This is a genomic window from Bradyrhizobium sp. HKCCYLS1011 (genome assembly GCF_051167795.1).
GTDB lineage: Bacteria > Pseudomonadota > Alphaproteobacteria > Rhizobiales > Xanthobacteraceae > Bradyrhizobium.
The window spans coordinates 1-25,167 of the sequence record NZ_JBNPTT010000005.1 but is presented as its reverse complement, the minus strand read 5'-3'; the positions used below and the strand labels follow the sequence as shown (position 1 = coordinate 25,167).

At 64.4% G+C, this 25,167-nt stretch carries 23 protein-coding genes and 1 pseudogene; 10 read left to right on the top strand and 14 right to left on the bottom strand.

Annotated features, from left to right (window positions below; genetic code table 11):
- Positions 1 to 302: 302 nt before the first annotated feature.
- Positions 303 to 3,794: an indolepyruvate ferredoxin oxidoreductase family protein gene (locus ACQR1W_RS17105; RefSeq protein ID WP_434851889.1), complete on the bottom strand. Its 3,492-nt coding sequence runs from the start codon at positions 3,792 to 3,794 to the stop codon at positions 303 to 305.
- A 302-nt stretch (positions 3,795 to 4,096) separates the two neighbouring features.
- On the opposite strand from ACQR1W_RS17105, the gene ACQR1W_RS17100 reads away from it, so the two are divergent.
- Positions 4,097 to 5,284 (top strand): c-type cytochrome, encoded by a 1,188-nt coding sequence (locus tag ACQR1W_RS17100; RefSeq protein ID WP_434852484.1) that lies wholly within the window; start codon positions 4,097 to 4,099, stop codon positions 5,282 to 5,284.
- 3 nt (positions 5,285 to 5,287) lie between these two features.
- On the opposite strand, the gene ACQR1W_RS17095 is transcribed toward ACQR1W_RS17100, so the two are convergent.
- Complete coding sequence (locus ACQR1W_RS17095) at positions 5,288 to 5,944, bottom strand: trimeric intracellular cation channel family protein (protein ID WP_434851888.1); 657 nt, start codon at positions 5,942 to 5,944, stop codon at positions 5,288 to 5,290.
- 142 nt (positions 5,945 to 6,086) lie between these two features.
- Between ACQR1W_RS17095 and ACQR1W_RS17090 the strand changes: the two genes are divergently transcribed.
- On the top strand, positions 6,087 to 6,542 hold the full coding sequence (locus tag ACQR1W_RS17090) for a hypothetical protein (protein WP_434851887.1): 456 nt from the start codon (positions 6,087 to 6,089) through the stop codon (positions 6,540 to 6,542).
- A 62-nt stretch (positions 6,543 to 6,604) separates the two neighbouring features.
- Here ACQR1W_RS17090 and ACQR1W_RS17085 read toward each other — a convergent pair whose 3' ends face one another.
- A complete protein-coding gene (locus ACQR1W_RS17085) occupies positions 6,605 to 7,426 on the bottom strand; it encodes an isocitrate lyase/PEP mutase family protein (RefSeq protein ID WP_434851886.1) in 822 nt (273 codons plus the stop codon).
- Positions 7,427 to 7,468: 42 nt separating this feature from the next.
- Positions 7,469 to 7,783 (bottom strand): NIPSNAP family protein, encoded by a 315-nt coding sequence (locus tag ACQR1W_RS17080; protein WP_434851885.1) that lies wholly within the window; start codon positions 7,781 to 7,783, stop codon positions 7,469 to 7,471.
- Between the two features lie 76 nt (positions 7,784 to 7,859).
- Here ACQR1W_RS17080 and ACQR1W_RS17075 point away from each other — a divergent pair, with 76 nt between their 5' ends.
- Both ACQR1W_RS17075 and ACQR1W_RS17070 read left to right on the top strand, forming a co-directional pair.
- A complete protein-coding gene (locus ACQR1W_RS17075; RefSeq protein ID WP_175361157.1) occupies positions 7,860 to 8,558 on the top strand; it encodes an ArsR/SmtB family transcription factor in 699 nt (232 codons plus the stop codon).
- 109 nt (positions 8,559 to 8,667) lie between these two features.
- The gene (locus tag ACQR1W_RS17070; RefSeq protein WP_434851884.1) at positions 8,668 to 9,678 is read left to right on the top strand and encodes an alpha/beta fold hydrolase; all 1,011 of its coding nucleotides are present in this window, start codon (positions 8,668 to 8,670) and stop codon (positions 9,676 to 9,678) included.
- 79 nt (positions 9,679 to 9,757) lie between these two features.
- Here the strand turns inward: ACQR1W_RS17070 and ACQR1W_RS17065 are convergent, their stop codons facing one another.
- The 3 genes and pseudogenes from ACQR1W_RS17065 to ACQR1W_RS17055 form a co-directional block, all read right to left on the bottom strand.
- Entirely contained in the window at positions 9,758 to 10,012 is a 255-nt protein-coding gene (locus tag ACQR1W_RS17065) for a GCG_CRPN prefix-to-repeats domain-containing protein (protein WP_434851883.1), read from the bottom strand.
- A gap of 98 nt (positions 10,013 to 10,110) precedes the next feature.
- On the bottom strand, positions 10,111 to 10,434 hold the full coding sequence (locus ACQR1W_RS17060; RefSeq protein WP_434851882.1) for a hypothetical protein: 324 nt from the start codon (positions 10,432 to 10,434) through the stop codon (positions 10,111 to 10,113).
- A gap of 181 nt (positions 10,435 to 10,615) precedes the next feature.
- Positions 10,616 to 10,930, bottom strand: a pseudogene (locus tag ACQR1W_RS17055) (hypothetical protein).
- Between the two features lie 254 nt (positions 10,931 to 11,184).
- Here ACQR1W_RS17055 and ACQR1W_RS17050 point away from each other — a divergent pair.
- Complete coding sequence (locus ACQR1W_RS17050) at positions 11,185 to 13,161, top strand: alpha/beta hydrolase domain-containing protein (protein WP_434851881.1); 1,977 nt, start codon at positions 11,185 to 11,187, stop codon at positions 13,159 to 13,161.
- On the opposite strand, the gene ACQR1W_RS17045 is transcribed toward ACQR1W_RS17050, so the two are convergent.
- The 6 genes from ACQR1W_RS17045 to ACQR1W_RS17020 all read right to left on the bottom strand — a co-directional run bounded on the left by ACQR1W_RS17045 (position 13,158) and on the right by ACQR1W_RS17020 (position 18,330).
- The gene (locus tag ACQR1W_RS17045) at positions 13,158 to 13,847 is read right to left on the bottom strand and encodes an alpha/beta hydrolase (protein WP_434851880.1); all 690 of its coding nucleotides are present in this window, start codon (positions 13,845 to 13,847) and stop codon (positions 13,158 to 13,160) included. The genes ACQR1W_RS17050 and ACQR1W_RS17045 overlap by 4 nt on opposite strands.
- Before the next feature lie 46 nt (positions 13,848 to 13,893).
- Positions 13,894 to 14,718 carry an ABC transporter permease gene (locus ACQR1W_RS17040; RefSeq protein WP_434851879.1) on the bottom strand — a complete coding sequence of 275 codons (825 nt, stop codon included), beginning with the start codon at positions 14,716 to 14,718 and terminating at the stop codon, positions 13,894 to 13,896.
- Positions 14,708 to 15,463, bottom strand: coding sequence for an ABC transporter ATP-binding protein (locus tag ACQR1W_RS17035; protein WP_434851878.1), 756 nt, complete (start codon positions 15,461 to 15,463; stop codon positions 14,708 to 14,710). The genes ACQR1W_RS17040 and ACQR1W_RS17035 overlap by 11 nt, the downstream gene beginning before the upstream one ends.
- A gap of 329 nt (positions 15,464 to 15,792) precedes the next feature.
- Positions 15,793 to 16,251, bottom strand: coding sequence for a hypothetical protein (locus ACQR1W_RS17030; RefSeq protein WP_434851877.1), 459 nt, complete (start codon positions 16,249 to 16,251; stop codon positions 15,793 to 15,795).
- 196 nt (positions 16,252 to 16,447) lie between these two features.
- Entirely contained in the window at positions 16,448 to 16,741 is a 294-nt protein-coding gene (locus ACQR1W_RS17025; RefSeq protein ID WP_434851876.1) for a GNAT family N-acetyltransferase, read from the bottom strand.
- A 56-nt stretch (positions 16,742 to 16,797) separates the two neighbouring features.
- Positions 16,798 to 18,330 (bottom strand): acyl-CoA carboxylase subunit beta, encoded by a 1,533-nt coding sequence (locus ACQR1W_RS17020; RefSeq protein ID WP_008972417.1) that lies wholly within the window; start codon positions 18,328 to 18,330, stop codon positions 16,798 to 16,800.
- 124 nt (positions 18,331 to 18,454) lie between these two features.
- Between ACQR1W_RS17020 and ACQR1W_RS17015 the strand changes: the two genes are divergently transcribed.
- The gene (locus ACQR1W_RS17015; RefSeq protein WP_434851875.1) at positions 18,455 to 18,898 is read left to right on the top strand and encodes a DUF4260 domain-containing protein; all 444 of its coding nucleotides are present in this window, start codon (positions 18,455 to 18,457) and stop codon (positions 18,896 to 18,898) included.
- 885 nt (positions 18,899 to 19,783) lie between these two features.
- Here ACQR1W_RS17015 and ACQR1W_RS17010 read toward each other — a convergent pair.
- On the bottom strand, positions 19,784 to 21,010 hold the full coding sequence (locus ACQR1W_RS17010) for an NAD(P)/FAD-dependent oxidoreductase (RefSeq protein WP_434852483.1): 1,227 nt from the start codon (positions 21,008 to 21,010) through the stop codon (positions 19,784 to 19,786).
- Positions 21,011 to 21,571: 561 nt separating this feature from the next.
- Here ACQR1W_RS17010 and ACQR1W_RS17005 point away from each other — a divergent pair.
- The 4 genes from ACQR1W_RS17005 to ACQR1W_RS16990 all read left to right on the top strand — a co-directional run.
- Complete coding sequence (locus ACQR1W_RS17005) at positions 21,572 to 22,975, top strand: TAXI family TRAP transporter solute-binding subunit (RefSeq protein WP_434851874.1); 1,404 nt, start codon at positions 21,572 to 21,574, stop codon at positions 22,973 to 22,975.
- A 364-nt stretch (positions 22,976 to 23,339) separates the two neighbouring features.
- Positions 23,340 to 23,639 (top strand): hypothetical protein, encoded by a 300-nt coding sequence (locus ACQR1W_RS17000; protein ID WP_434851873.1) that lies wholly within the window; start codon positions 23,340 to 23,342, stop codon positions 23,637 to 23,639.
- A gap of 294 nt (positions 23,640 to 23,933) precedes the next feature.
- Positions 23,934 to 24,311 (top strand): VOC family protein, encoded by a 378-nt coding sequence (locus ACQR1W_RS16995; RefSeq protein WP_434851872.1) that lies wholly within the window; start codon positions 23,934 to 23,936, stop codon positions 24,309 to 24,311.
- 401 nt (positions 24,312 to 24,712) lie between these two features.
- Positions 24,713 to 25,167: alpha/beta fold hydrolase (locus tag ACQR1W_RS16990; protein ID WP_434851871.1), on the top strand; the 455-nt coding region annotated here is incomplete at its 3' end.

Sequence of the window (25,167 nt, the reverse complement as noted above, 5' to 3'; positions counted from 1 at the left end):
CTGGCGAGCAACGCCATGTTGCCGGTACCGTTCCGCGCCATGCTGAATTTTAGGTAAGGTTTGTGAATGACCGTAAAGCACAGCAGAATGCATCAGCCGGCGCGTACGATGGGTAGCACGCAGCGAACTGCCGCCGTGGCCAAAGCGTAGATGGCTCGACCGATCCTATAGGACGACCGTGAAGAAGAACACGCCGCCTTCGATAGTCGCGCGACGATAATTTGGCGTGACGCAGTGTATCACGCTTTACAGAGGTGGGCATGCTGCGCTTTGCCCACCCTACAGTTTATTGTCGTATCCTCCTACTCCGCCGCCATTTGGCGCGGGGCCGGCGGCGGGTTGGCGAGGTCGGCGGCGAGCTGGGCGTAGCGCGGCTTGGCGTCCTGAACCGCCTTCTCCTTCACCGGGCCATAGCCGCGGATCTTGTTCGGCAGCGACAACAGCTCGACCGCGATCTCGGCGTTGGCCGGCGACAGCAGGCTGAGCACCGTGCCGACGTCCTTCTCGTAACCGGCGATCAGGTCGCGCTCCATTTTCCGCTCGGCCGAATGGCCGAAGATGTCGAGCGGCGTGCCGCGCAGGCCCTTCAGCTTCGCAATCAGACGGAACAGCTTCATCATGCCCGGGCCGAAGCTGCGCTTTTTCGGCCGTCCCTGCGCATCAAGCCCGGAATTGAAGATCGGCGGTGCCAGATTGAAGCTGATCTTGTAGTCGCCCTCGAACGCGTCGTGGAGCTGCTTCTCGAAATTGCCATCGGAGAACAGCCGCGCCACCTCATACTCGTCCTTGTAGGCGAGCAGTTTGGCGTAGTTGATCGCAACGGCGCGCGGCAGCGCCTCGCCGTAGCCGCCCTTGTCGGCGGCCTCGCGGACCTGGTCGATCAGCTTGCGGTAGCGCTTGGCCAGCCGCGCATTCTGGTAGTCCGTCAGCAACGCGGTGCGGTGCGCGATGATCTCGTCGAGCGACATCGCCTCCAGCGATTTCGGTGCCGCGGCCTCGTCATGGCCGGTCATCATGGCTTCGAGACGTGCGGGATCGACCACCGCGAGCCGGCCGAGCCGGAACGCCTCGGTGTTCATCTTGATCGCGACGCCGTTGATCTCGATCGCCTTCTCGATCGCCTCCGCCGAGAGCGGCAGCAGCCCCCGCTGATAGGCATAGCCCATCATCATCATATTGGTGGCGATGGCATCGCCGAGCAGCGCCTCGGCCGGCCTGGTGAAGTCGACGAAATCGGAATCCTTGCGCAGCGCCGTTTCCAGAACGGTCGTCACTCTCCGGTTCTGGAAATTGAAGTCGCGGTTGAGGACGAAATCTGCGGTCGGGATCAGGTGGCTGTTGATGACCCCGTGGGTGCGCTCCGCATCGCACAAGGTCAGCGTCTCCTTCGACCCGGCCACGACCTCGTCGGCCGCGATCACGAGATCGGCGGTGCCGGTGACGATGCGCGAGCAGGTGACGTCGGCGGTATGCTCGGAGAGCCGCACATGGCTGAGCACCGCCCCGCCCTTCTGCGCCAGGCCCGACATGTCCAGGATCATCGAGGCCTTGCCCTCGATATGCGCGGCCATGCCGAGCAGCGCGCCGATGGTCAGGACACCGGTGCCGCCGACGCCGCCGACCGCGATGTTATAGGGGCGATCGAGCAACGGCTTGGTTGCGGGCTCCGGCAGCGCGCCGATCTCGCCGAGCTCGGCCGGCGCGCGCGAGCGCGGCTTGCCGCCGTCGATCGTGACGAAGGACGGGCAGAAGCCCTTCACGCAGGAATAGTCCTTGTTGCAGCTCGACTGGTTGATGACGCGCTTGCGTCCGAGCTCGGTCTCCAGCGGCTCGACCGAGATGCAGTTCGACTGCACCGAGCAGTCGCCGCAGCCTTCGCAGACGGCCGGGTTGATGAAGACGCGACGCTGCGGATCCTCCATCGTGCCGCGCTTGCGGCGGCGGCGTTTCTCGGCGGCGCAGGTCTGCACGAAAACGATGGCCGAGGCGCCCTTGGTCTCGCGCAAGGTCTTCATGACCTGGTCGAGCTCGTCGCGATGTGCGGTCTTCACGCCCGGCGCGATCGTGTCGGGCGGATAGGCATCCGGGTTTTCCGAGACCAGATAGATCTCGCGGATACCTTCGGCATGCAGCTGGAAGGTGATCTGCTGCGGCGACAGGTCGCCGTCATGACGCTGGCCGCCGGTCATCGCGACCGCGTCGTTGTAAAGGATCTTGTAGGTGATGTTGGCCTTGGAGGCGATCGCCTGCCGGATCGCGAGGCTGCCGGAGTGGAAGTAGGTGCCGTCGCCGAGATTGGCGAAGATGTGCTTCTCATCGGTGAACGGCGCGATGCCGACCCACGGCACGCCCTCACCGCCCATATGGGTGAAGGTCTCGGTGTTGCGGTTCATCCACAGCGACATGAAATGGCAGCCGATGCCAGCCATCGCGCGGCTGCCCTCGGGCACCTTGGTCGAGGTGTTGTGCGGGCAGCCCGAACAGAAATATGGCGTGCGCGCCACCGGCGACGTCAGCTGCACCTGCGATGCGTCGCGTCCGTTGAACCAGTCGGCTTTCGCACGCAACATTTGCGCAATCTCAGGATTGAGGTCGAGCCGCAGCAGGCGTTCGGTCAGCGAGCTCGCCAGCGAGGCGACGGACAGCTCGGCGGCGAAGGGCAGGAAGCGCTTGTCGTGGTCGTCCATCTTGCCGATGATGCGCGGACGGACATCGTCGCGCCAGTTGAACAGCTCCTGCTTGACCTGGTTCTCGACGATCTCGCGCCGCTCCTCGACGATGAAGATCTCCTCCAGGCCGACCGCGAACTGCCGAACGCCTTCCGGCTCCAGCGGCCAGGGCATGCCGATCTTGTAGAGCCTGAGGCCGATCTTGGCGGCGACCTCTTCCGTGATACCGAGCTCGCGCAGCGCCTGGCGGATATCCTCGTAGCTCTTGCCGGACGCCATGATGCCGTAACGCGCGTTCGGGCTATCCATCGTGACGCGGTTGACCTTGTTGGCGCGGGCAAAGGCAATGGCGGCAAAGCCCTTGTAGTCCTGCAGGCGGCGGTCCTGCTCGAAGCGGTCGTCCGGCCAGCGCAGATTGAGCCCGCCCGGCGGCATTTCGAAATCGGTCGGGATCACGAACGGCGTCATCTCGTCATTGAGATTGATCTCGGCCGTGGTCTCCACGGTCTCGGTGATCACCTTCATGCCGACCCAGCAGCCGGAATAGCGCGACATCGCAATGCCGAGCAGGCCCATCTCGATCATCTCGTGGATCGAAGACGGATAGAGATAGGGCATCAGCGCGGAGATGAAGGCGTGGTCCGACTGATGCGGCACGGTGGAGGATTTGGCGCCATGGTCGTCGCCAGCAAGGCACAGCACGCCGCCATTCCTGGCCGAGCCCGCCGCATTGCCGTGGCGGAAGACATCGCCGCAGCGGTCGACGCCGGGGCCCTTGCCGTACCAGATGCCGACCACGCCATCATATTTTCCGCCGGGCGAAAGGCTGAGCTGCTGCGAGCCCCAGATCGCGGTGGCCGCCAGGTCCTCGTTCACGCCGGGCTGGAACTTGATGTTGTACTGCTCGAGATGCTTGCGCGCCGAGAACAGCTGCTGGTCATAGCCACCGAGCGGCGAGCCGCGATAGCCGGAGACGAAGCCGGCGGTGTTCAACCCGGCGGCGCGGTCGCGCCTGATCTGCGCCATCGGCAGCCGCACCAGGGCCTGGATGCCGGTCAGGAAGATGTGGCCGGTATCGGCGGTATATTTCTGATCGAGGTTGATTGCGCTCTCGTTGAGTCCCATTCCACCCTCATAAGCCAGCTAGCCAGCTTCATCCTGTTGCGCTTGCAGATCCGGCTCGACGGACGGCGGACCCGCGCGCTTGCTGTTTCTAATCTATGTCGCCTTTCCCACCGCACGCACCAGAAATCTCGATGCATTTGTAATCTAACAGCAAATCGCAATTTCATGGCTGCGGGGGCACGCCCCGTTGCGGTTTCTGTCGCCAAAGCCGGTGCGCGCGAAACGGCGTGACGCTCGCTTTCGCGGCGCACTTCGCTATAACGAGGCGACAGGGTTATCAGCGCATGAAGAGCTGGCGGGGCATGCGGGCGATTCTGCTGGGCGTTTTATTGTGCAGTGCATCCGTGGCCCGCGCCGACCCCGGCGAGGAGATCGCACGCGGCGAAATGCTCGTCACCATCGGCGACTGCGGCGGCTGCCACACCGCCGATCCCAATCAACCGTTTGCCGGCGGAAAGCGGATCGAGACGCCGTTCGGGGCGATCACCGCCCCCAACCTCACGTCCGACCGCGACACCGGCATCGGGGCCTGGAGCGACGATGATTTCCGCCGCGCGCTGCGCGAGGGCGTCGCGCCAAACGGTACGCGCTACTACCCCGTGTTTCCCTACCCGCATTTCACCAAGCTGACGCGCAACGACATCCTGGCGATCAAGAGCTACTTGGCCTCGCTGCCCGCGGTCAGCAACAAGGTCGCAGCCCCGGAGCTGCGCTTTCCCTACAGCTTCCGGCCGCTGCTGCGGCTGTGGAACTATGCCTTCCTCAAGCCCGGCCTGTTCGAGCCCGACCAGAGCAAGACCACCGAATGGAATCGCGGTGGCTATCTGGTCGAAGGCATCGCGCATTGCGGCAACTGCCACACGCCGAAGAACCTGTTCGGCGCTGAGAAGCGCCAGCGGGCCTATGGCGGCAGCCGCATCGCCGGCTGGTTCGCGCCACGTCTCGACAACGCGCCGCGCGGCGGGCTTGCGCGCTGGAGCACCGACGACATCGTCGATTACCTGACGACCGGCCGCAATGCGAAGAGCCATGCGGCAGGCCCGATGGCCGACGTGATCGCGCGCTCCACCTCCAAGATGGACCCGGCCGACCTGCGCGCGATCGCGATCTATCTCAAGGCGCTGCCGACGGGGCGGGAACCCAACGTGTCGCCAGCGTCCGACGCCACCATGATCGCGGGAGAGACCGTCTATGCGCGCGCCTGCATCGGCTGTCACCAGGCTGATGGCAGCGGCGCGGCCGGTCTCACGCCGCCTTTGCCCGGCAACGCGCTGTTGCAGTCGGACGACCCGCTCAGCACCTTGCGCGTGCTGCTCGACGGCGCGCAAGCTGCAAACCTGCCACCGGCCCCGAACGCCAAGCCGATGCCGGCCTATGCGCGCGAGCTCACCGATCAGCAGATCGCCGACGTCGCAAGCTACATCCGCAATGCCTGGGGCAACGCGGCGCCGGCCGTGAGCGCGGACGAGGTGCGGCGCGCAAGACACTGATCCTCATTTGCGCTCCTCTTTGGGCTCTTCCGCGACGAAGACGAATTTCGGCATGTTCCATTCGTAGCGGATTGCGAGCAGCCGGAAGCTCAGCCCGAATACGAAGGTCACGACAGTCCACAGCTCGCCATTGGCGTTCAACGCAAAGCCGGTGGCATAAACGAGCCCGGTCAGCAGCGACACGCTGGCGTAGAGCTCGGCGCGGAACAGGAGCGGCACGTCGTTGCATAGGACGTCGCGCAGCACGCCGCCGGCGCAGCCCGTGATCACGCCGGCGACGATCACGATGCCGAGCGGAACGTTCATCTGCCAGGCCACGTCGCAGCCCGCCATCGTGAACACCACCAGCCCGATCGCGTCCAGCAGCAGGAAGGCTGCGGTCAGCCGATGCACCAGGCGCGCCATCGCGATGGTCACGAACGGCGCAAGCACCGTGAGTGCGAGATAGGACGGTCGCTCGACCCACACCAGCGGATAGTGGCCGAGCAGCACGTCGCGCAGCGTGCCGCCGCCGAGCGCGGTGATGGCACCGAGCAGGCAGACGCCCATCCAGTCCATGCTGCGGCGTCCGGCCGCCAGCGCCGCCGTCATGGCCTGCGCCGCCAAGGCGACCCACGACAACAAATGCAGCACGCTATCCGACGGCGGCAGGTTCCACATCGCGCTCTCCGGTGCTCCGACTCGTTTTGCTGGAACCTAAAGCGCTCGGATCATGCTGGCGAGGGCGATGGAACAGCGCGGGTTCCGGGGAACGGATCAGCGCAGGCGCTGGTTGTCCCGCCACTTGAAAGAGGAGATGGACATGGCCAACGAACGTTTTCCCAACGAGCGTTTCCCAAACGATCCCTATCGTCCCGACATCAATCGTCCCGATCTGAATCGTCCGGATATGACGGACGCCGAGTATAATCGCGCGGCCAGGCTCGACAGCCAGATGCAACCCGATCCGGAGCTGACCGAGGGCCGGTCCTCGAGTGGCAGGATTGCGGCCTATGCGCTTGGCATCGCAATCCTGCTGGGCGCGGTGTTCTATGGCTTGAGCAGCTCGAACAACCACGACCAGGCCAGCAATCCGCCGCCAACCAAGTCGGCCGCCACGCAGCCGGCCCCGAACAGCCCCGCGCCGAACACTGCGCCTGGCGTAACCACGGGTGCGGCCAACAAGCAGGCCTCCCCGCCGCCGTCGTCGCAGCAGGGCAGCTCGAATGTGGACCAGTCGGCGCCGCAACCGACCGGACAGAACAACGACACGCACTGACCTCCGGTTCGCGTGCGCGCGCGGCGGTGATCATGTCACCGCCGCGTTTTCTATGCCGTGAGTTAGGACGACCCAAACAGCTTGTTCAGCTCGCCGCCGCCATAGCCGCCCGCGAGCTCGGCGAACGTGCCCTGCTCGGCCATCTCTCTTGCCGCGCGCATGAAGCCGGCCCAGGCCACACGCGCCAGCGACCCACCGACGCTGATGCGGCGCACACCAAGCGCTTCGGCCTGCTCGCGCGACAGGCCGGACGCGCCGATCAGGAGATTGACCGGCTTCGGCGCCACGGCCTTCACCACGGCCTCGATCTCCTCCCGCGTCTTGATCCCAGGCGCATAGAGGCAATCCGCGCCCGCCTCGGCATAGGCGGTGAGCCGGTCGATCACGAGCTTGAGGTCCGGCTGGCCCCAAAGATAAGCTTCGCAGCGGCCGGTGAGCAGCACGTCACCTCCGGCGGCATCGATCGCGCGCCGCGCGGCCACTATGCGCGCGATCGCGAGCTCGCGCGCATAGAGCGGGTTGGCCTTGTCGCCGGTGGAATCCTCGATCGACAGGCCCGCGATGCCGGTGGCGACGGCACGGGTTACATTGGCCGCGACGCCCTCGGGCTCGTGCGCGAAGCCGCCTTCGAAATCAGCGTTGACGGGAATGTCGACGCCGGCGGCGAGCGCCGCAAGATGCGCGAGCACCTCGTCGACAGTGACGCGGTTGTCCGCCTTGCCGATCGACCAGGCGAACCCGGCGCTGGTCGAGGCGATCGCCTTGAAGCCGAGATGCTGCAGCGCTTTCGCCGAGCCGACATCGAACGGGTTCGGCAGCACGAAGCAGCCACGCTCGTGCAGCTTGCGAAAGGTCGCGCGTTTGTCTGCGGTCGAGACCGTCATATCGTCCTCCCTATTGCTTGAGGCGGCAAGATAGCGTTGCTCTCAGTCCGGCACCACCACTTGGCGCAGGAAGCTGCGTTGCTCGGCGAGAATGAGCTTGTGTTCCTGCGCGAAGGTGAAATTCGCGCGCCCCTCTTCGTCGGCGCGCAACATGGCTCGATAGCGCTCATAGGCGGCAAGGCTGTCGAACGAAATCAGGCCGAAGGCGATGTTGTTGGTGCCCTCATGGGGCATGAAGTAGCCGATCAGCTCGCCGCCGCAGCGCGGGATGATGGCGAGCCAGCGCTGCGCATAGTGCTCGAACTTGTCGCGCTGGAACGGATCGATCTCATAGCGGATGAACACGGTGATGGTCATGGGCAGCCTCCATTGAATTGCCGTGTCCGCAATCTAGCCGCTTGCCGCGCATCAACGCTTCGGCTATGATCGAAGCATGAAATCAGGACCCGACATTGCCATGGTCGCCGCCCTGGTCGGCGATCCCGCCCGCGCCAACATGCTGACGGCGCTGCTCTCGGGGCGCGCGCTCACTGCAACCGAGCTCGCCCAGGAGGCCGGCGTCACGCCGCAGACCGCAAGCTCGCATCTCGCGAAGCTCGAGACCGGCGGCCTGATCGAGCCGGAAAAGCAGGGCCGCCACCGCTACTATCGGCTGGCCGACGACGACGTCGCCGATGTGATCGAGCGGCTCGCGGGCTTGGCCGCGCGCGCCGGCCATATGCGAGTCAGGACCGGACCGAAGGAGCCGGCGCTGCGGCGCGCTCGCATCTGCTACGACCATCTCGCCGGCGATCTCGGCGTGCAGATGCTCGACAGCATGACGAACCAGAAGCTGGTCCGCCATCGCAAGCAGGAGATCAGCCTGACCCCGGAAGGCGAACAGTTCCTGGCAGCGCGCCTGCAGATTTCGCCCGACATGCTGGCTCATCCGCGTCGTCCGGTGTGCAAGGCCTGTCTCGATTGGAGCGAGCGGCGCCATCATCTCGCCGGCACCCTGGGCGCTGCGCTGATGCGCCGCTTCACCGAACTGAAATGGGCGGCACGCGATGCGACGCCGGGCAGCCGCGTGGTCAATTTCAGCCGCAATGGCGAGAAACATTTCGCCGAGCTGTTCGGACCGGCCAAGAGCTGACAATCACGCGCAGTTTAGCTGCGCGCGGATGAAGTTGCCCCTATCTGAGAAACGCCCGTCAGCTTCGCGTGTTGATGGGCTGCAACGCTCCCCGATTGCCGGACTCTCAATGACCCGCTTTGTCTTCGGCGCGCTGTGCGCCGCCTTGCTCGCCACCTCCTCTCTACCCGCGTTCGCCGCCGAGACGCCGCCGCGGGAGCCTTACGGCATCAACCTCGAGGGCTTCCCCTACCCTTATCCCGTGCAGCTCTTCCCGGTCACCAATGATGGCGAGCAGCTGCAGATGGCCTATATGGACGTCGCGCCGGCGCAGCCGAACGGCCGCACCGCTTTGCTCCTGCACGGCCGCAATTTCCCATCGAGCTATTGGGCTCCGGTGATCAAGACGCTGACGGACGCCGGCTTCCGCGTCGTGGTGCCCGACCAGATCGGCTTCGGCAAATCCTCCAAGCAATCCGGCGATCTGCATTTCGACACTCTCGCCCGCAACACCATGGGCCTGCTCGATCATCTCGGTATCGCGAAAGCCGAGGTGGTCGCGCATTCGACCGGCGGCATGCTCGCGGTCCGCATCGCGCGCGCCTATCCCGACCGGATCGCGCATCTGGTCCTGACCGCGCCGATCGGGCTCGAGGATTACCGGCTCTCCGTGCCGCCGGTTCCGACCGAGAAGATCCTCGAGGCCGAGGACAGGCTGACCGCGGAAGGCTACCGCAAGCAGCTCGAGACCAACTACGCGTTAAAGCTGCCGCCGGACCAGGTGACGCCCTATATCGAGGCGCGCTTCAACATCAAGGGCAGCGCCGACTATCCGCGCTGGCTGCGCGCCTTCGTCGCCTCCTACCAGATGATCTATCGCGAGCCTGTCGTCCACGAGATCCCGCTGGTGTCGCAGCCGACGCTGTTCATCATGGGTGCAGACGATCACAACGCACCGGGACGTCCCTACGCGCCGGAGGCGCTGCGAGCCAAGATGGGCAAGAATGCCGAGCTTGCGGTCGCGCTGGCCAAGCTGATGCCGAACGCGCGCGCCGAGGTCATTCCCGACACCGGGCATCTCGTGTTCCTGGAGGCGCGTGAGAAATATGACGCGCTGCTGCTGGACTTTCTCGGCAAGTAGCAAAAGATGAGGCCATGATCGAAAGCTGCCAGTGAGAGGCACTGGCAGCTTTCGATCGTCTCTCACGGCGCAGGTCAGCTTACCAGTTGCGGAAGCAACGCTTGCCGAAGGGGCCGCTGTGCCAGCCGGGCGGGCAGCTGTAGAGCGGGCGACAGGCACCATAGGGGCCGCGATGCCAGCCCGGGCCGCAGCCCTGTGCGACCAGAATGATCTCGCCGAACGAGGCCGCCTGATCGATCGCCGGCACGACCGGCGCCAGCGGCGCGGCCTGCGCGCCGGTGAGGCCGAACAGGCCGAGGCCAAGGGCCAAGGCAGAAGCAGCAAGCATCTTCATCGATACGTCCTTTTCTGTGAGCGCGCCGGAAGCGGCGGTTCAAGGGTTAGGTCAGGTGATGGCGGCTTAGGTTCACTGACGCCTGCCGTGACGCAGGCTCACCAATGGCGATGCCAACCATGATGGCGGTGATGCCAGCCCCAGTGACGATGGTGCCAATGATGGTGACGCCAGCCCCAGTGGTGACCGCGGCCATGATAGCCGTGATGGCCCCAGCGAACCTGTTGCGGCGCGAGCTGGCCTACCTCGTCGGCCGTCGTCAGCGCCCGTTGCACGTTACCGGTGACCGCAGCCGGCGCCGTGTCGGCGAGCGGCGCAGGCGACAGCGGCGCTGCGCTCGATGGGGTCGCGACCATTGTGGCGCCTGCGGCGACCACACATCCCAAGGCGATGGCGAGATTTAGAAAGCTCCGACGGTCCATGTCGTCCTCCATGAGATTCCAAGCAGATCGAGAGCAAGCTTGGACGCCACCACCTGAATGCGCGCTGAACTGCGCGGGTCAGATGACAAAGATTTCATGGTTCGACTTGGTACCGTAATCTGGGACCGGATGCCGGAGCATCACTGCCGGATACTGTTAGTCATGCGCCGCCCTGCATCGACTATCTCGAAAACATCTCCGCCACGACGAAGCTCTCGCGCGTGCGCGCGACCTCCGGCCAATCGCTGTTGAAGTCGGCAATCAGTCGCTGCATCTCGGCACCGCCGACGGCGCGCTCCATCGCCGCGACGTCATCGAACTCATAGAGCGCCTGGTGCACTGCAGGATCCGGTGAGGCTCCACAGCCGCCACGCTTTGCGCGCACCAAAACTCTTGACGCGTCCGGCAAGTGAACATCGCGATACCAACGGTCGAACGCGTCACGCTTTGCAGCATCGCTGACGGTCGCGCGAACAACGAAGATGGCGGTGGGCATCGGTCTCCTCCGATCAGTATGAGAGATCATCCAGCCGTGCCGTGCTGAATCGCCAGCGTTCGCCACGAAGCCTGGAACCTGACCAACCGCCACGAAGCGACGATGCGGGACGACCGGCCTGACATGGGCACATCGCGGTGATCGCGACGCCGACGGTCTATCGCTCGATCGACCCGATGAGGTAGAAAGTCTGCGGGAGCGAAATACCGCGCGAAGAGGATCGAACCTCGGCGCATCAAGGGGAGGTACGGACCATGCGTCGGATCGCAACGGCCGCAATCGCGACCGCCTGCCTGCTGCCAACGTCCTTTGTGCCGGCGTCGCTGCGGGCCGAGGTCATCAGGTTCGAGGTTCTCGAACGAATGCCGGCTTTCGTTGGACGCAGCTTCGGAGCAGTCGGCGGCTACGAGCGGATCACGGCAAAGGCCACGATCGCGCTCGACCCGAAAGATGATCGCAACGCGGTCATCGTCGATCTGGCGCAAGCGCCGCGCGACGCGGGCGGCCGCGTCGAGGCCACCGCCGACGTCGTGATCCTGCGTCCTGCCGACCCGAGCCACGCCAACGGCACGCTGTTCGTGGAGGCTCCCAATCGCGGCCGCAAGCTCGCGCCGCAACTGTTCGACGATTCCCCGCAGCCCGGTGCCACCCGCGCCGAGACGCCGGACGACGCCGGCATCGGCTTCCTGCACCGGCAGGGCTACACGATGGTCTGGATCGGCTGGCAGGGCGATATTCCTTCTAAGCTTCCTGGCTCGATGGCGATGACCGCGCCTGTGCTGAAGGGCGTCACGGGACCTGCCCGTGAGGAGGTCGTGTTCGACAACACGACGAACCCCGCTCGCACCACGCTGACCTGGCCCGCCGCCGATCCCGCCAATCTCAATGTCACCGTGCGCGCGGCCTGGGCGGATCCATGGCAGACACCGCCAGGACTTGCGGCCAGGCTGGTCGATCCCGTGACCGTCGAGATCACGAGACCAGAGGGGTTCGACGCAGGCGCGATCTATGAGATCACCTATGCCGCGCGCGATCCGGTGCCGCTCGGCATGGGCTTTGCCGCCGTGCGCGACATCACCAGCTTCCTGCGGCGCGACACCACATCGGCGAACCCGCTGCTCAACGGCCTGCATCCCAGCGTGAGCCGCGCCATCGGCTTTGGCATCTCTCAGTCCGGCCGCTTCCTGCGCGACTTCCTGTATCTCGGCTTCAATGAAGACGAGCACGGCCGGATGGTGTTCGACGGCCTGATGCCACACATCGCGGGCACGCGAAGGATGGCAACCAATATGCGGTTCGGCCAGCCCGGCCGCGTGCCACGCCATCCGCAGGACCCGGGTTGGATGGCCGATCAATTTCCGTTCACCTATGCCACGCTCAGCGATCCGCTCTCCGGCCGCACGGACGGCCTGTTGCGGCGCTGCGCGCTGTCGTCGACCTGCCCGAAGGTGATGCAAACCGACACCGAGCTTGAATGGTGGTCGTCGCACGCTTCTCTCCTGGTGACCGATCTCGCAGGCGATCATCTCGACCTGCCCGACAATGTTCGCGCCTACATGATCGCCGGCACGCCGCATTTCGCCGAGCCCAGCGACCATATGCGGTCCGACAACAAGGCGCTGGCGCTGCCACAGAATCCGATGCATGCGGGCGCACCGCTGCGCGCGCTGCTCACCGATCTGCAGAGCTGGATTTCGGACGGGGTCCCACCGCCCTCGAGCCGCGTGCCGATGCGTTCGCAGGGCACGCTTGTCGCAGCCGAAGGCGCAGTGCCGACGAATATCCCCGGCCTGCCGTATCGCGCCCAATATCTGCCTGACGTGGTCTCCGACCAGAGCGTGCTGCCGCCAAGGGAGATCGGGCGCTATCCCGTGTTCGTACCGAAGACCGATGATGACGGGCTCGCGATTGCGGGCGTGCACATGCCGGCGATCGCGGTGCCGCGCGCGACTTACACCGGCTGGAATCCGCGCGCGCCGGGCTACGGCGCCGGCGCACTCTATCCGCTGCAGGGCGCGGTGGTGCCGTTCGCACCAACCGAGGCGGCGCGAAAGGACGCCAACGATCCGCGCCCTTCGATCGAGGCGCGCTATGCCAATGACGAGGGCTACGTCGCGGCCGTCGGTCGCGAGAGCGCACGCGCCGTGGCCGAACGCCTGCTGCTGCCGGAGGACGCGGAGCGATCCGTCGAGGCCGCACGCAAGGGCACGCTGGCGAAGCTTGCTCCTTAGCGGAAACCGGCGGCCAGCCCGACCACCTGGCCGTCGAGGCCGTTGAAACCGTGGTGGCCGCGGGCCTCGCAGGGATCGCTCTGCTCCGCGCCGCCTGACAGCCAACGCACCCGGGCACGACCGCCGGACCATTTGATGAAGGGATCGACGCCGGCCGGCAGCGTGAACTTGCAGGCGTCATTGGTGTGATGAATGACCAGCGTGCGCGGCAGCGCCGACGGCGAACCGAGGATCGACATCACGTTCGACGAGCTGCCGGACTCCTGGCTGAGAAAGCCCGAGGTCAGCACCAGCGCGTCGGGTCGCGCACCACCCGCGATGCCCTGCGCGGCCCGCAGGGTGCCGCGGCTGGTCGCGATCACCGTGACCGGCCGCTTGATCGCAGCCATATAGTCGACCGCGGCCTTGAGGTCGGTACCGTAATCCGCGACCAGCACGGCGAGACCGCGCGCCGCATAGGCATTCCGCGTGCGGACCAGCTGATTGCCGAGCAGCCCGTGGATGTCGCCGTGATCGCCGACATTGATGGCGCCGTCGCCGCCCGGCAGCAGGATCACACTTGCCCGCACGGCAGCCGGCCTGATCAAGGCCGCGCGGGAGCCTCCGACCGTGACCGTCTCGTCGGCCATGGCGGCCGCGGTCGAAAACAGCAGCAGCAGTACCCCAGTCAGAAAAGCAATCTTCATCGCAAAATTCCCCCACTAGAAAAACAGGTCGACCGCTCCAGAAACCTCAGCCCGCCGGAGCCGGCTTGTCTGCTACCTCCGCCGGCCGCAGCAAGAGCTGGGCTGCGGCCGAAAAGACGCGCCTGCGCATCAGCACGGTGGCGACCAGGCCGGTGATGCCGGACGCCGCCAGAATCATCGCAACGATAATGAACTGATAGATGCCCGCATAGACCGGGCTCGCGCCCGACACCACCATGCCGGCCATGACGCCGGGGATCCAGACCAGACCCAGCGACTTCATCATGTCGAGCCGCGGCAGCAGGCTCGCATAGACGGCGCTTCTCAAGTAGGGCGCAACCGTGACCGCGGGCTCGGCGCCGAGCGACAGCGCAGCCTCGACCTGCCCGACATGAGCGGTAACCTCGGCGCGGAAGCGTTCGATGGCCTGCGCGCAGGAATTCATGGCGTTGGCAATGATCATGCTGCCGACCGGCACCAGCATCGCCACCTGCGAGCGCAGGCTGCCGGTCGCCAGCATGACCGCGAGCACGATTCCCGCCCCGGCTGCGATCGACCAGAAGCAGAGCATCAGCGCGCCGCCCATGCCCTTGATCCGGCCGGCCGCAGTCACGGCCGCGGCGCCCGTCATCAGAAGCAGGATCAGCGCACCGATCAGGAGGCTGCCATTGAGCAGCACGGCAAGCACGATTCCGACCAGCACCATCTGCACCAGGCCCCGCAACAGCGACACCGCCGCCTCGCGCTCGACGCGCACCGCCTGCCAGCGGCAGAGCAGCACGACCGCGGCACACAGCGCGATGGCGCCGGCAGCCTGCGCGAGCCCCACCATCACGTCGTGGCCGATCATCTCGCGCAGCTCAGCCAGCATGCAGCACCTCCGCGGTCGGGCCGATCGTCACCAGTCTTCCCGCCTCCATCAGCATCGTCCGCCCTGCCATGCGCTCGGCCTGCGCCCGGTTATGGGTGACGATGATGCAGGTCATTTGACGTTCGCGGACGATGCTGAGGATCAGCTCCTCGATGCCGCGCACCAAGGCCTCATCCAGCGCCGAGGTCGGCTCGTCCAGCAGCAGCACCTCGGGGGCGTTGGCCAGCGTCCGGGCCAAGGCCACGCGCTGGGCTTCGCCGCCGGAGAGATGACCGATGTCGCGATCCGCAAAGCCGGCGAGCCCGACGCGCGCGAGCAGCGCGACAATATTGTCGTGCGGCAGAACCTGGCCGCGCTGTCGGGGGCCGAAGCCGATGTTCGCGGCGACGGTGCCGGGAAACAAATAGGCCGTCTGCATCACCATGCCGACGCGCCGCCGCAGCTCCTGCGGGGCGATGGTGCGGTAATCGGTGGATTGCAGCAGCACGGTGCCGGAGGTCGGCTCGTCGAGCCGGTTGAGCAGTCGCAGGAACGACGATTTGCCGGCGCCGGAGGGACCGACCACCGCGACGATCTCGCCACGCCCGATCTGCACGCTGACGTCGCTGACGAGACTGCGCCCGCCGACCTGCCGCGACAGATGCCTCGTTTCGAGCGCGCCTGGCGGCTGCGTCTCGCTGCGTTCTGGAAATTGCGCCGACAGGCCTGCGCCACCGGGATCTCTGGATGGGGCGGTTGTCGTCACGCAGCGTCCTTCAATCCGAAGCGTCGGTCGAATACGGCGCCAGCGCGCCTGCGGCCGATCGAGGGCCACGACGGCTCCATTATGCACGGATTGACGCCGCAGAGAAATGGCGCGCGGACAGCTCGGCTCTCGCGCGCAAGAGCCTCGACGACGGGTTTGAAGAGGACGAGGCCCGGAGTGCCTAGGAGTCCGGGCCTCGTCACAGGAACGCCCCGGCAATGCAAGGCGTTCCGTGTTACTTAAGCTGTCGCGATCAAGCTGTGTTGATATGACTCAAGTTGACGCCGCCGGAGCATGCCGGGGGCTTCCGCGCATGAGATCAGTCGGGCTCAATAGCAGCGGGTGATGTTGACGGTGTGCTCGCCGCTCCGTCCCGGCACGGTCACGGTCTCCGTCGGACAGCTCGAGACATAGGGATGATCGGACGGTGTGACATTCGGCGGATAACGGTGCGCCCAGTCCCACGGCACGTCCTCAGTGTAGGTGTAGTGCACATCCGCCGGGCCCTGCGCCGGCGGCACCTCGGCGGCCGGGGCGCCATCGTAAGGACCATAGGCGTAGGCGTCGTCGCCGAGCCAGAACCCGCCATTGACGAAGCCGCGATGGAGGCGAAACGCGCGTGCGCCGTGTACGTGGCCTGCGACATGGGCGGGAGCCCCGCGCGCGGCGCCGGCATTGACCACGCCTCCAGACCGTGCTGCGGCCGCTTCCACCGAAAGGATCAGCGCTGCGGCGCCGAGACAGACGGCAAGTGCCCAGGATGTTCGATACGACGGTCTACGCAACATGGCACACACCCTAACGCTTGTGACTGACCACCCCCCGGGCGGAAACTAGGCCGCCTTGGCCGGGTCCCGCAAATCCATCGTTAAGGAGTGGTTAACGCCGCAAGCTTAGCGCCGGAACAATCGGGGCGCCAGACCATCGTCATGGCCTCGCGAAGCCGCTTCGACCGCCAGACGACGTCTGGCGCTGTCGCAACCGTCAGGTCCGGGCGGCACCGCCCGGCGCCAGCAGATCGTTATAGTCCGGCACTTTCCGCATCAGGCCGCGGATGAAATCGCATTCCACGGTGAGCTTGCGCCCCTGTGCCCTGACCGCATCGAGCGCGGCACGGCCGAGCTTCGAGCCGACGCCACGGCCGCCGAGCTCCGGCGGCACCTCCGTGTGCACCAGCGTGATCGCGCCCGGCGACTTCCGGTAGGTGACGAAGGCGGTGACGCCGTCAACCTCGAGCTCGAAGCGATTGGCGGCCTCGTTGTCGCGAAATGCGTCCATCGTCTTGCACTCCTCCCCCGATATTTGCGGTGCAGACGTTGGCCGCCTGCCCCTTGTTATAACGGCAGATTGTCGTGCTTCTTCGCCGGCATCTCCATCTTCTTGTCTCTGAGCATGGCGAGCGCGCGGGCGATGCGACGGCGGGTCGAATGCGGCATGATAACGTCGTCGATATAGCCGCGTTCCGCCGCGATGAAAGGGGACAGGAACCGGTCCTCATATTCCTTGGTGCGCGCCGCGATCTTGTCGGGATCGGCCATGTCGGCGCGGAAGATGATCTCGACCGCGCCCTTGGCGCCCATGACCGCGATCTGCGCGGTCGGCCAGGCGTAGTTCATGTCGGCGCCGATCTCCTTCGAGGCCATGACGTCGAAGGCGCCGCCATAGGCCTTGCGGGTGATGACGGTCACCAGCGGCACCGTGCATTGCGAGTACGCGAACAAGAGCTTGGCGCCGTGCTTGATCAGCCCTCCATATTCCTGCGCGGTGCCCGGCAGGAAGCCGGGAACGTCGACAAAGGTGACGATCGGGATGTTGAAGGCATCACAGAAGCGGACGAAGCGCGCCGCCTTCCGTGACGCATCGCTGTCGAGCACGCCCGCCAGCACCATCGGCTGGTTGGCAACGAAGCCGACGGTGCGCCCGGCAATGCGGCCGAAGCCGGTGACGATGTTCTTGGCGAAGGCTTCCGAGATCTCGAAGAAATCGCCCTCGTCCACGACCTTCAGGATCAATTCCTTCATGTCGTAGGGCTTGTTCGGATTGTCGGGAATCAGCGTGTCAAGCGACATGTCGACCCGCTCGATATCGTCGAAGCTCGGCCATTCCGGCACGCCGTCGCTGTTGTTCGCGGGCAGGAAGTCGATCAGCCGGCGCATCTGCAACAGCGCCTCGACGTCGTTCTCGAAGGCGCCGTCCGCGATCGAGGACCGCGTCGCATGCACCGAGGCGCCGCCGAGCTCTTCCGCGGTAACGACCTCGTTGGTGACGGTCTTCACCACATCGGGCCCGGTCACAAACATGTAGCTGGTGTTCTTCACCATGAAGATGAAGTCGGTCATGGCGGGCGAATAGACGTCGCCGCCGGCGCAAGGCCCCATAATAACGGAGATCTGCGGGATCACGCCGGACGCAATGACGTTGCGGCGGAACACATAGGAATAGCCGGCGAGCGCGGCTACGCCCTCCTGGATGCGCGCGCCACCGGCGTCATAGAGACCGATGATCGGCGCCCGCGCCTTCATCGCCATGTCCTGCAGCTTGGTGATCTTCAGCGCATGCGTCTCCGACAGAGAGCCGCCGAACACGGTGAAGTCCTTGGCGAAGACGAAGGTCTTGCGGCCGTTCACCGTGCCCCAGCCGGTGACGACACCGTCGCCCGGCACCTTGGTCTTCTCCATGCCGAACTCGGTCGAGCGGTGCTCGACGAACATGTCGAACTCCTCGAAAGATCCCTTGTCGAGCAGAAGCTCGATGCGCTCGCGCGCGGTCAATTTGCCGCGGGCATGCTGCGCCTCGATGCGCTTTTCGCCGCCGCCCAGGCGTGCACCCGCCCGCCGCGTCTCAAGGGTGTCCAGGATGTCCTTCATGCGTCTCCGCCCAATGCCGGTCTCGTGATATTGGGGTGCGTTCTAACACGGCAGTTTCGGAGCCGGAAAGCGGGTTTCGGCAACGCCGCCCCGCATCCCACAGAAGGGAATTGGCAGGAAAATCATGACCATGTCTGCGCAGCCGCAAGCGGTTTTCGAGGCGACAAGAGAGGTACCCGGCGCGGTCCAGGGCGGCGTCAAGGTGCTGTTGCGGCTGGAGGGGCTCGCGCTGCTGGCCGGCGCCGTCACCTTCTACGCGCTTTTCGGCAGCTCCTGGTTGCTGTTCGCGCTGTTGTTTTTCGCACCCGATCTGAGCTTTGCCGGCTATCTCCTTGGGCCGCGGCTGGGTGCGGCCATCTACAACGCCGTCCACATTACCATCCTCCCGGGCGCCCTGCTCGCCCTGGGCCTCGTGCTGGAAGACCCGCTCGCGACAGCGCTTGCGACGATCTGGCTTGGCCATATCGGCTTCGACCGCGCGCTTGGCTACGGTTTGAAATATCAGGACGGGTTTGGCTTCACCCATCTGGGGCGGATCGGCCGCGCCGGAGCGCACCCGTCTTCGTGAGATGCCCGGGCAAGCCCGGCGGGAGCCGCGCCAGCTGCACCCGCGGCGTGGCGATGCGCCCGCCCACGATCCGGAGACCGGCTGATCCGAGATGATGGGCGACAGGTGACACGGCATGACAGTCATAGGCTCGCGATCCCGCGGCGGCTTGCACCCGGGCTTTGCGTCAGGTTGTCCCCTTCTCGTTGAAGAAGAGGCGCAGGGAAGACCGGACCTCGACTGAGGCCCGTGGCCCGCCTGCGAAAAAAATGCAGGCGGCAGGTACCACAGGTCCAGCCGGACGGACCCGGCCTTCCCTGCGCGACGGTTTGAACGGCTTATACGTGATCTCCCCGGGGACCGGCTTGATTGCCCCCGTCACGGACGGATTATCATCCCCGCCCGCTTGGCCTCAGCACCGGGAGACCAGGACCACACGATTTCGCCGTCGCATCGCTCCGTTCGTCCGCCCGACTGTGAGTTCAGGCTACAGAGCCACGCGCCCATCGCATCCCAGGCCCGACGTTCGTGACGATCGCGAAACGCCCCTCTTGGCGGGCCCGGATGCGCGGAAATGTGCCGGTGATTTCCCCGACGCCGCAAGTGATAAGTCCGCGACAAACTGGCACGACGGGCAGTTGGGGCATGGCGTTTATGCGCGGATTGCCCGTCGGATTGTTTGACTAGGCGCTGTCTGGCAAGCGGACATGAACCTGCCGACCCTCCCCGACGAAATCGTCGAAAATGACCCGATGCAGAAGTCGGACTGAGACTGCACCGGGGCAGATGCGGCTCAATCTGAGCCACTGCTTGTCGTTCAGCCAAAACAGCCCTTTGGGCACCGAAGTCCCCGTGCCGAATTAATCCGACGAGAGGGAACCACACACCGTTAATTGGGTACAGACCCTAAGCCCGCACCGCCGGTGGCGCCTGGAGGATAGGAGCAGCCGAAGCGAGCAGATCCTCAGGCTTGCCGCCGCGCGGCGGATAGATTCGCTCGTGATTGATTGTCTGCTTAGTCTGCTTGGCCGACGCGCCTGTCGTGCGGACTTGGCGATCCCATCCGACCGTGTAGAGAGCGCCCCAGGAGCCCAGATCGAGCACGGTGACATACCAGTCGATGTGCAGCGGAAGCATCGGCTGTCCGAACAGATCGGCGACGACGTTGTGTCCGGCAAAGCGGCCCATCGGCCGTGCGAACTGACAGGACATCACCGTGGAATGGACCCCATCGACGACGACGGAAGCTATGTCGCCGGCCGCAAAGACGTTTGTCAGCTCCGTCGCACGCATGAAGTGGTCCACCATAAGGCGACCATAGCGGTCCCGCTCAGCGCGCAGTGTAGCCGCGAGTGGGCTCGCTCGCATGCCTGTGCACCACACCACCGTCATCGTCGGGACGAACTCGCCGGAGCTGAGCCTGACGCCACCTGCATCGAGGGACGTGACGCTCACTTGCAGCCGAGTCTCAATTCCGAGTGCTTTCAAGGCCTCGTCAATGACCGGGCGCGCATTCGGCCCGATAGTTGCACCAACGACAGGACTTGGATCAACGAGAACGATGCGCCGATCGCCCATCACCCGTGCCCGATCCAGCTTTGCGGGCATCTCGGTCGCCACTTCGATGCCGGTGAAGCCGGCGCCGACGATGACGACCGTCGAACGCTCCTCCGATGCGGGCTGGTCGCCAAGTGCAGCAAGATGCGCATCGAGCCGGCGTGCCGAGGCATAGGTATCGACGTCGAAGCTGTGGTCGGCGAGCCCAGGGATCGGCGGACGCACGAGTTCGCTGCCAAGCGTGAGCACCAAGCGATCGTAATCGAACGTCTGCGGCTCTTGGCGCGTTGCTTGACCCATTGCTACCGCAACCTGCTGTTTGGCGATATCGATTCCCTGGACCTCGCCAATCATATGTTTCACCCCGATCGGATCCAACAGTTCGGCTAGTGGGATAGCCGCCTCGCTCAGATCGATCTCGTAATTGCGCACGCGGATATTGTGATAGGGATTGCGGTCGACAACGAGAATTTCGACATCGGCCGATGGTTGACCTAGCTCTCGAAGCTTCCGGGCCGCCCCGATTGCGGCCCACAGACCGGCAAAGCCTGCACCGAGGACAAGAATACGCGCCATGCGCTTCTCCTCTTGTGGTCCAAACTGATCTTGCTGATGGTGCCGAGGTAAATCAAGTGCAATAGATGCGCTGCTGGTGTAGTCCGGGACATGCAATCCTGACCAAGGTCACAGGATGGGACGTTGACGACCCTTGTCGACCGCCATGTTTCCGCAAAGTGGCAAAGTATCTCTCTACGCCGAAGGGGCAGACATGACATTGGCACCACCAACGCCTGCCCGCCTCGCTCCGATGGCGACCACCAATGAGCCAAACGACGCGATCGGCCAACGGCAATGATACGTGAGATCATCCTTTTCGACCGACCTTCGAGCAGCCTCGAAGAGTTAATGCAGATGGGCGTTGATCAATCCGCTGCTGAATTCATGTTCATCCAATCGAAAGTCGATCAGGTAACTCAGTTCGCTTACTCGGCGGCCTAACGACCGCCCCTTCGCAAAGCTGGCCACCTTTCGTGAACTCTCTATGCGCGCGGCGGAACATTCCATACAGAAACCGGTTCCCCCAAGTTCCCGCCGCGCTTGTAGCCCAACAGGCGTTTGTTGTCAGAGGGTCCGCTGATGTCACCGTCCGATCCAGTCAGGAGTGCTCACGATGGTCGTCAACGAAGGTTGCTCATCGTGTTGGCTCTGGGATTTGTTGCCTTTGGCGTCGCCGCGGCCGCTCTCTTCTACGTCTTGCAGCCCGAGACTCTCCGGATCGCCGTTGGACCCGCAGGGAGCGACGACTACCAGGTGGTCCAGGCGATGGCCGACGCTTTCAGGGAGGAAAGTAGGACTGTCAGGCTCTCCCCGATCACGACCGGGGGAGCGGCTGAATCGCTCGCCCTGCTGTCCGCCGACAAAACCGACCTGGCGGTCGGCCGCGGTGACCTTGGCATGCCGCCCGACGCGCAAACCTTGGCCATCCTGCGGAAGAACTACGTCGTCCTGTGGTCGCCCTCGGGGCGACGCGGCAACCAGCCCAAGAAGAAGGCCAGCGGCAAGATCGGAGAGATCGCGCATCTGGCGGGTCACAAGGTCGGCATCATCGGCAGGACCGGGGCAAACGTCGCAGTCCTCCAGACCATTCTGGAGGGCTCCGGCGTGCAGCCCGATAAGGTGGCCACGGCTCAATTCGGGACAGACGAGCTCGATAAGCTTGCGCAGGACCCCACCCTTGATGCGTATCTCGCCGTCGGTCCGCTCGACAGCAAAATCACGGCGGACGCCATCGCCGCGACTGCCCGAGCGCGCGGAGCTCCCACCTTTCTTCCGATCGAAGCATCCGAGGCCATTGCTCTGAAGCACGCGCGCTACGAGGCCGAGGAAATTCCGGCCAGCGTCTTCAACGCGCAACCGGCGTGGCCGGAGGACAAGGTCGACACGATCAGCGTCAACCACCTGATCTTGGCCAAAAAGGAACTGTCTGAAGCCAGAGCGGCCGCCTTCTATCGGCAGCTTTTCGCGATCCGCGACACGATCACGCAAGGCGTGGCCGGAGCTTCGCACATCATGAAACCCGAGACGGACAAGGAGACTGAACCCTCCGTGCATCGGGGCGCCGCGGCGGTCATCAACGGCACGGAGCGAACCTTTCTGGACAAGTACAGCGATTATTTCTGGTTCGCCTTGCTTCTTCTTTCGGGCATCGGTTCGGCCGCCGCCTGGCTGCGCCGCTATCTGAACCGGGACGAACCGGACGACAACAGCAGCTGTCGCAACCGCATTCTTGCCGCGATATCGGAGGTTCACAATGCTGGGTCGGAACACGATCTGCTGACAAGGCAACGCGAAGTCGACGCGATCATTCGCGAGACCCTCAAGTCCTACGACGATGGAGCAATCGAACAAGAGGACCTGGCCGCATTCGGTCTGGTCCTTGAACTGTTCAATCATGCCATTGCCGAAAGGCGAGCGACGCTGCAGAGCGGCCCCGCCGATCAAACATGGACCACCGGTCCAACCCTCGCCTCTCGGCGCTAAGCGCGCCCGGCTCATGCGATCCTCATCGGCCCCTTGGGTCGCTGCGAGCTGCTGCAAGTTTCGGCTTTGCCGGGAAAGGGTTTTCGAACAGGTTGCTTGCTGCATCCGCCCAGGTCAGCAGGTGCCCATGCGGCGTCAGGCATTCCAGTATGACGGTCGGCTGTCTGGGCGAGAGCCGATCTCCGGCGGTTTAGGACCAAATGGCAGCTTGTGACCCAACTCCGACATTCGACAATGTCGCGCCGGATCAGGCCAAATGGCCATTCAAGTTACCTGCTCCGGCTCGGTGAATGATAAAAATGGAGTATTCGAAATCGGAGTAACAAAGTAGCATCATTGATCATCGATCCTTTAGGCCGAAAAAATGAACGAGCGCAGTTTGATAGTCGACGGAATGCTATCGGGGACAGGAATTCGAGATGCAAAAGCGGGGGGGTATATCGATCCCAACGAGCTGGGGCTTTCTCCCAATTTGGCGAAGCGAATTGCGGAGTGGTTGCTCGAATATGAAAATGCACATTACTTCCAGTTTGTCGACAAGGCCAAGAACCAGCAGTTGGATCGGGAGGGAATTGCAATAACGAACCACATCCGAGAAGAGCTGCCAGATGCGCAAGTTGAGTATTTCTCAAACGTCGAAATGCGCAAGATTGCCGTTATTTGACCTGACTACCTCCTCGAACAGTTGCTCCGCCGACGCTGCTCGCGACAGCGCCTGATATGTTTGAATAGGATGCGACTTGCTGCAGTGCGTGAGTCCGGAATTGACCCCAGAACTGACCTGGCACTGATTCCCGCGCTCGCCTGCGCAATTAGATAGAGCCTGGGCGAAGGACAAGGTTGACGCCCGCTGTCGGGCTTGCAAGGTCTCGTTCGTCCTCTGGGTGGGCGCTGCCGAGTTGGGTCCAGGTCGGTTTCGACGGCGGTGCCGTTCAAGCCCAATGACACGGAGGATGCCATGACTCTCGGAATTTTCGTCTGGAACGAGCTGTACACGCGGGATGTCGAGGCGGCCAAGGCGTTCTATGCCGCGACAGTCGGATGGACGTTCGAGGGCATGCCGATGCCGGACCGGGACCGCACCTACTGGATCGCCAAGGCGGAGGGCAAGCCGGTCGCCGGCATCCTCGACATGCGCGGAATCGTTCCCGATGGCGATCCGCCGCACTGGTTGAGCTATCTCGAAGTCGACGATGTCGACCGGCGCATTGCCGAGATCGAGAGAAATGGCGGCAGGATCGTCCGGCAGCCGTTCGATGTCCCCGATTTCGGGCGCATTGCCATCGGGGCGGACGCGACTGGTGCGTTCATGGCCTGGGTGACCACGAAACGCTGACCCGCGGACTCCGAAGCCGCCCGTCAAAGCTGCCAATTGAGGCTCTCGGAAAGTGTGACTGCCCGAATGAGCTAGGTGCGGCTTGTGCCCGACGAACGGATCGAACACGCCGCAATTCGTTGCGATGCATGCGTCCGGAAGTGGCCCCGTGGCTGACCTCAGCTCGGAGCGGTGTGATATCCGCTTCCGAGAGATGACCCGACCAAGGGCATGTTGCCTGCTGAGGGCAGCCTTTGACCCGAAGCCGACCTGGCGCCGATGCTGCCGGAGGCGCGGTGCGGGCTCGAAAATAAATTCTTAGAGCACGTCGTTTTGGCGGTCCGCCGTTCGACTGGTGTCGGCGAAGCCACCTCGGTTGTGGCTGGAGCTCACAATGTGGCCGGATCTTACGGAGGTTGGCAATGACGATATCGTTTCGATTTATCGAGACAAATGGCATTCGAATGCACCTGGCCGAAGCAGGGAGCGGCCCCACCGTGCTTCTCTGCCATGGCTTTCCGGAGTGCTGGTATTCGTGGCGGCACCAATTGGAAGCGCTCGCTGTTGCCGGATATCGCGCCATCGCGCCCGACATGCGTGGTTACGGGCAGACCGACAAACCTGATGCGATCGATCAATACACTCTATTGCATTTGACCGGAGACATGGTCGGATTGCTCGACGCGATCGGCACGGATCAAGCAGTCGTTGTCGGACATGATTGGGGAGCGCCGGTCGCCTGGCGCTGCGCTCTGTTCAGACCGGATCGATTTAGGGCCGTCGTTGGCTTGAGCGTGCCGTTTCAGGTGCGTGGTCCCAACCGACCAAGCACCGTCATGCCGAGGACCGAAAAGCAGCGCTTCTATCAACTGTATTT